Source organism: Vibrio sp. V08_P9A1T1 (genome assembly GCF_963874405.1).
In the GTDB taxonomy this organism is placed as follows: Bacteria; Pseudomonadota; Gammaproteobacteria; order Enterobacterales; family Vibrionaceae; genus Vibrio; species Vibrio anguillarum.
This window is the reverse complement of the sequence record NZ_CAWNIB010000092.1, coordinates 1-6603: the sequence shown is the minus strand read 5'-3', so window position 1 is coordinate 6603 and position 6603 is coordinate 1. Positions and strand designations below refer to the sequence as shown.

Annotated in this window: 7 protein-coding genes and 1 tRNA gene; 6 read left to right on the top strand and 2 right to left on the bottom strand. The window is 43.3% G+C overall.

Features of this window, described 5'->3' with window-relative positions; all coding sequences use genetic code 11:
- Window positions 1-269: 269 nt before the first annotated feature.
- From AACT21_RS04790 to AACT21_RS04770, 5 genes are all read left to right on the top strand, one after another.
- Window positions 270-719, top strand: a complete 450-nt coding sequence (locus AACT21_RS04790; protein WP_017042265.1) for an L-alanine exporter AlaE — start codon at window positions 270-272, stop codon at window positions 717-719.
- A gap of 168 nt (window positions 720-887) precedes the next feature.
- Window positions 888-975: transfer RNA gene (locus tag AACT21_RS04785), tRNA-Ser, on the top strand.
- A gap of 188 nt (window positions 976-1163) precedes the next feature.
- A complete protein-coding gene (locus tag AACT21_RS04780; RefSeq protein ID WP_019280927.1) occupies window positions 1164-2198 on the top strand; it encodes an ABC transporter substrate-binding protein in 1035 nt (344 codons plus the stop codon).
- A complete protein-coding gene (locus AACT21_RS04775; RefSeq protein ID WP_013856589.1) occupies window positions 2195-3535 on the top strand; it encodes a GGDEF domain-containing protein in 1341 nt (446 codons plus the stop codon). Before AACT21_RS04780 ends, AACT21_RS04775 begins: the two co-directional genes overlap by 4 nt.
- Window positions 3536-3686: 151 nt before the next feature.
- Window positions 3687-5138 (top strand): NAD-dependent succinate-semialdehyde dehydrogenase, encoded by a 1452-nt coding sequence (locus tag AACT21_RS04770; RefSeq protein ID WP_194545246.1) that lies wholly within the window; start codon window positions 3687-3689, stop codon window positions 5136-5138.
- An 11-nt stretch (window positions 5139-5149) separates the two neighbouring features.
- Here AACT21_RS04770 and AACT21_RS04765 read toward each other — a convergent pair whose 3' ends face one another.
- The gene (locus AACT21_RS04765) at window positions 5150-5404 is read right to left on the bottom strand and encodes a DUF1496 domain-containing protein (protein WP_010319042.1); all 255 of its coding nucleotides are present in this window, start codon (window positions 5402-5404) and stop codon (window positions 5150-5152) included.
- Between the two features lie 28 nt (window positions 5405-5432).
- Complete coding sequence (locus tag AACT21_RS04760; protein ID WP_094163197.1) at window positions 5433-6326, bottom strand: pyridoxal-phosphate dependent enzyme; 894 nt, start codon at window positions 6324-6326, stop codon at window positions 5433-5435.
- 56 nt (window positions 6327-6382) lie between these two features.
- On the opposite strand from AACT21_RS04760, the gene AACT21_RS04755 reads away from it, so the two are divergent.
- Window positions 6383-6603, top strand: a 221-nt coding sequence (locus tag AACT21_RS04755) for a hypothetical protein (RefSeq protein ID WP_217898734.1), incomplete at its 3' end; no start/stop codon positions are given.

Below are 6603 nucleotides of genomic sequence, written 5' to 3'. Positions count from 1 at the left end.
TAACGGTGTTGCTTTCCGATTTTTGTAATTAAATAACCATTTTGAGATTTAGTAAGAATGCGTTGTAACAGGAATTTAAAGAATAGCGTTAGATTCTAGTTTCCGATTCAAAATTGGTTATAAATTTACCTAAGTTAATTAAAATTGGTCACTAAATCTACAAAATATGTGTTCTAATTCCCTCATTATCTAGCTTGTTGTTATTTTCTAGGTATCTGTATTGCTGATTGGCATATTTAATAGTTATATCTATTGTGTAGAGGGAAGTAATGAAAGCTCGTGGCCCATTTTGTATTCGTCATGCTGCGGCGGACACATTTGCAATGGTTGTTTTTTGTTTTATATCAGGCATGATCATTGAAATTTTCATCTCTGGAATGACCTTCGAACAGTCGCTAGCATCACGTACACTGTCTATCCCAGTTAATATCGCAATAGCATGGCCTTATGGCGTATTTCGTGACTTTATTCTGCGCCAGGGACGTCAATGGTCTGAGACTGGCTTAATGAAGAATGTCTCGGATTTGGTTGCTTACGTTCTATTTCAATCTCCTGTCTATGCCGCCATTCTATGGGCTGTAGGCGCATCTACAGAGCAGATCATAACCGCAGTATCAAGCAATGCCATTGTGTCGTGTGGAATGGGCGTTCTCTATGGCTATTTTTTAGATATGTGCCGCCGTTGGTTCCGTGTCCCTGGCTATCATCGTAGTGCCTAACCGTGACACTCACTGAAGAAAGGCTTGTATTGAATTTCATCAAATAAGTCAATAAGTAGTCAAACGAACCAAAGTGGTGGGCTTTTTTATTATTTTGGCTTGACCTAATCCTATAGAATCATTAAATTAGCGCCTCGTTAGCCAAATGCGCTAACCACAATATAATTTGGTGAGTTGTCCGAGTGGCTTAAGGAGCACGCCTGGAAAGTGTGTATACGGCAACGTATCGAGAGTTCGAATCTCTTGCTCACCGCCATATTCTAAACCGTAGACGATCGTCTACGGTTTTTTTGTGCGTAAAATACCATGTCAACTCAAGCTTAACTCACTGTTTAATCTAAACAATCTCAATGCATCCCCTGCTAAAAGTTATTAAATAGCCATTCACTCAAAAATAATTCCAATTCAGAGCTAAACTGTCATATATAAAACTAATTTCACTTATTGGCTATGGTTACGAAAAAGCACAAAGCTCAGACCTTTCATAAAGTTGCAGTGGCTATTGTTGTATTGGTAGTCACTATTGCTATTTTTAATAGGCAACTTGGTCATTTTTATGATGCTAGCCGTGTTGAAGAGCGTAAAGCAGTAAGAATAGCGGTTTCGCAAACGCCACTCTCTTCCTCCTTTATTATTGCCGACAGTTTGGGTTTTTTTGAACAGCAAGGGGTGAATGTCGAACTAGTGCCCTGTTCTGGAGGTGTGGCCTGTTCTCAAGCTTTGTTTAGTGGGAATGTAGACTATGCGACTGCCTCTGAGTCGGTGGTTATGTTTAAGCTTTTCCAGCGTAATGATTTTGCACTACTAACCAGTTTTGTTGAGTCAGATAACGATTTAAAGCTGCTCACGTTAGAGCGATTAGGCATTGTTAACCTGAGTGACTTGGAAGGTAAAAAAGTAGGCATCGTTAAGGCGAGTGCCAGTGAGTTTTACTTTGATTCATTGTTGATTGCCAGTGACCTGAAAGAGATGGCTGTTGAAAAAGTCTATTTACCACCAGAAGCGCTAAATGACTCATTATTCTCCTCACAAGTTGATGCTATTTCTGTTTGGGAACCTTACGGTTATAAAACTGAAACCTCTGCACCATCCGATGTATTGAACCTTGGGCTATCTGGTATTTATCATTTGTCGTTTAATTTACTTTCGATGAAAGCAACCGTCGAAGAGGCGCATGACGAGATAGTGGCAATATTACGCGCATTAAAAGAGGCTAATGAATGGATTAACCTCAATCCTGAACAATCGAGAGAGGTGATTGCACAGGCCTTAAATATTCCGTTACCCCAACTCGAGTGGTCTTGGAATGATTATGTATTTCGTTTGTCGTTAGGTAATGCACTTTTATCTAACTTACAGCTTCAAGCAAGATGGGCGATTGAGGCTGGTATGGTTACGGGCGACAAGCCGGATTTTCGGACAGTGCTTGCTTCCAAGCCGATCGAGGAAGTGCTACGTACTAAGGTATCGATAAAATGATCAGTTCGATTGTACGTAAATTGACATTATTGTTCGCATCCACGGCATTTCTAATCCTTTTGATCACTTTTTCTCTGTGGGGCTTACTTAAAGAACAAGAGCAAACAAAAAAAGATCTAGAAGATATTATGCAGATCCAATTGAGTGTGGATTTGTTGCGTAGCCAACTTTGGATTTTCCTGCAGTATTCTGATGTATCAAGTTTGGACCAGGTTGATATTGCTCAGCAAAGCCTCTCCAAGAGACTGCTTAATCATAAGATGATGGGCAAACATATCGAAAACTTACAACGTATGAATACTAGCCTTGCCGTCTTACTGCAACAAGAAAAAAAGCTTACTCATCAAGATGCTGAAGCAAAAAGCAACTCTCTAATCAGCGCGAAAGGGCTGCTACATTCACGTTACAATATGCTCGTGCAAAATATGACTGAAGAGTTGTTTTACTTACAAAAATCAGTCTTAGCAAAAAGCATTGAGAGTCAACAAATGACCTTGATGTTGAGTGCACTGAAAATATTATTTTTTTCAATCTTAGTGAGTGGCATTGCGTGGTTGATTTTGAAACGTTTCAAAAGGGGGTTTGCGTCAATTAAACAAGGTATCCTAGCTTTGACGTATGGTGACCTTGAAAGCAAGATTGAACCAGTTAATCTGGATATTGAATTTGTTGCTTTGGCTGATTTCTTTAACCATATGAAGGTCTCACTAAAAACGACAACCGTGACAAAAGATGAATTGCAATTAGAGGTTGAGCGACAAACCTCAGAGTTAAAAATTCAAAAAGATCAGCTTCAGTTTCTATCTGAACATGATTCGTTGACGGGGCTACTTAATCGGCGAGCGTTTGAAAAGTTGTTGGATAACGCCATCGTAAAAGCCAACAGGACTAAGGTGAAGTTAGCGTTACTTTTCATTGATTTGGACAATTTCAAAACCATTAACGACACTCAAGGCCACTGCGCGGGAGATGAAATTTTAAAGCAAATCGCGATTCGCTTAGAGGCCAGTATCCGCCAATCTGATTTTGCGGCAAGGCTTGGCGGCGATGAATTTGTAGTGTGCCTCGATCTGATTGATGAGTACGACTTTGTCGCAGAGAAAGTCAAACAAATCATCAAATGCTTAGGGCTGCCCATTGAGTTTGAAGGGCAAAGCCTAACCGTTGGTGTTAGTGTCGGTATCAGCTACTTCCCCTTACAAACCAATAGTATGCACCATTTAATGGCCTTGGCTGATGAGGCGATGTATCAAGCGAAAGAGGTGGTTGGTAACACTTATTGTCAAAACATTGATCCCTTAAGGGGAGTTTTTACAGTGGAAGACGTGGTGAGTTAAGGCCATTTTTCTGCATAGGAAGCGGCTGGGTCGAGGCTGATGCATGAGTAGATAGTCGCAATCCCTGAATAATACCGTTTATCAATTGAACCTGACTCAGTTTCCTTTTACCCTGTGCTTCTCCCCCCATATTATCGCTAGGAGCATCGTCATGCAGCTTCGTGATCCTCAACTTTTTAAACAACAATGTTATCTCAATGGTCAATGGGTTTGTGCATCCAACTCGCTCACCTCAACCGTTTACAACCCTTATGACGGCACTCTGATTGGAACGGTTCCGCAGCTAGATAGTGCGCAAGTCCAACAAGCGATTGAGGGTGCAGAGCTTGCGCAGAAACTGTGGAAAAAACAGCCAGCGGCGGACAAAGCGAGAGTGCTTAGAGCTTGGTATGAATTGATTGTTGAACACAGCGATGATCTGGCACTGATTTTAACCAACGAGCAAGGCAAACCTTTAGCGGAAGCGAAAGGCGAGATCAGCTATGCTGCCAGCTTTGTCGAATGGTATGCCGAAGAGGCAAAACGAGCTTATGGTGAGCTTGTCCCGAGTCATAAAGCGGATGCAAGAATACTGGTATCGAAAGAACCTATTGGTGTGGTTGCTGCGATCACGCCTTGGAATTTCCCTGCGGCTATGGTGACTCGTAAATGTGCTCCAGCGATTGCGGCTGGGTGCGCAGTGGTACTCAAACCAGCACCAGATACGCCTTTTACTGCTCTTGCTTTGGCAGAATTGGCGCATCGTGCTGGGCTTCCCGCTGGCTTATTGCAAGTGGTGACCGGAGAGGCAATCGCAATCGGGCAGCAATTAACCAGCAGCAAAGTGGTACGCAAACTCTCATTTACTGGCTCAACAGGAGTGGGGAAAATATTAATGGCACAGTGCGCGCACAACATCAAAAAGTTGTCGCTCGAGCTGGGTGGTAATGCCCCTTTTATTGTGTTTGATGATGCCGACATTAATGCCGCCGTAGAGGGTGTGATGGTGGCGAAGTTTCGTAACGCTGGTCAAACTTGTGTCTGTGCCAATCGAATCTATGTGCAAGAGGGCGTGTACGATAAATTTGTTAAAAAATTGGTTGATAAAGTCAGCAAGCTGATTGTGGGAAATGGGTTGGAATCGGGCGTAACAATGGGGCCTTTAATCAATGATGCGGCGGTGGCTAAAGTCAAATTACATATTGCGGATGCCACCGCGCAAGGTGCTTTAGTGCAATATGGCACTCTGCCTCAAGCCGGTAGCCGCTTGTTTGAGCCTCACGTATTAACAGAGATGACAGAAGAGATGTTGGTGGCTCAAGAAGAAACCTTTGGCCCACTTGCACCTTTGTTCCGTTTCACTCACGAAGAGGAAGTGATTGAACGTGCAAACCACACGGATTCTGGATTAGCGGCATACTGCTATACGCAGTCACTGGCTCGGGCTTGGCGCTTGAGTGAGGCACTGGAAGTCGGTATTGTTGGTATTAACGAAGGTTTGATATCAACTACAGTCGCACCGTTTGGCGGCATCAAAGAGTCAGGTCTTGGCCGCGAGGGAGCAAAGCAGGGGCTAGACGAATATTTGGAAGTGAAATACACCCTAATGGGAGGCTTAAACTAACCTTCCTCTCACTATTTTTGTTGAGTCAGTAACACCCATCTTAAGGGGCCATTGGTTTCAAAATCATTGGCCTCTTGGCAGATCATATACAGCTCACCGACTTGAATCACTGCACCGATAGAATAAGCTTGGTCCTTATAATAGCAAACACGTTGCAAAGCTTTACCTTCTGTAGCCACCACAACCGGTAGCGAAGCGGTATTGATTACTTTCGTGTAGCCAAAGCTAGGAGCAATCAATAATAACCAAACACAGTACTTCAGCATGGTGTATCTCCTATTTATAGTGAGGTAGTTAATCAAATTGCCGCTGATAGCGGGGCAGCATACTTTCATTGCCCAGTAACCCACCTTGATGGATATAAATCACCGTTTTTTCTGGATGAGCTTCCATCCAAGGTAACAAACATTGCCACATCATAGGGTCATACAACAGATCAAATTCTACATGAGTCTGCTCAAGTAGATTTTGCCACATCCGATAATCGGCTTCGTACAATCGTCCAAAGTGATGCTTTTTCTCTGTAGATATAATCGTAGGGTACTGGCGCTCTTCAAGCTCGTCAAATTGCTGGATGAGGTAGTCATTTCCCCCTACACAAGCACAGGTCAGAACCTCAATGCCGTGCGGTTTTAGATATTTTTGCAGGTAGATCGCAGTGGTTCCTGTCCCGGAGGGCAACGCAACGACGAATTGCGTTTTTGTCTCCATCCTCATCCAGTTGAGAATTTCTAGAGCCAACTGCTTAATGCCCGTTTCGGCCACCTTTGAGCGACCGCCTTCTGGTACGACTAAGCATGAAGCATCAGGCTGACGGATCGTATCAATATACTGCTCGGGGGCCATTATATTGATGGGGCTAACTTCGATGATGTGCGCTCCTAAATCCAGTGCGCCACGATAGTTGCCAATCGGCCTTTGTTGTAGCCACGTTGGAATGTGGTCTACATAAAACTCAAATTTCCACCCTTTAATACGCGCAAGAGCCGCCAGAGAATAGAGAGCATTCGACTGCGCCGAACCATAGCTGATTAAAGTGCTGATGCCGGGGGAATCGCTATCCAATAACGCCATGAACTTACGCGCTTTATTTCCGGAAAAATGGCTGTGAAGTTGATCATCACGTTTTAAATAGAAGCGGTTATTGGCAAAAGTATGTTGCGTTATGGGGGTGTCAGACAGTTTCATGATGATTTTCGAGCAGAAAAGGGCCGTAGTATATACTGACCTGAGCAAAAATTGCAGTGTTGGCCGATTTTATCGCTCGTCAGTTACTGCTTTGCCTCTCATGCGGCAAAAAAAAGCCCAGAGCAAAAGGCGCTGGGCGGATACAAATAAACATAGGAGTTAATAAGAAAAAGCAGCATATCGGTAGTTACAGTAAGAAGAAAAATTTGACGGCCTGTAAAATTCTTAATGCTCTGCTAACTACACTTATTGAGACTGAGCATTTCACAATCAGTTC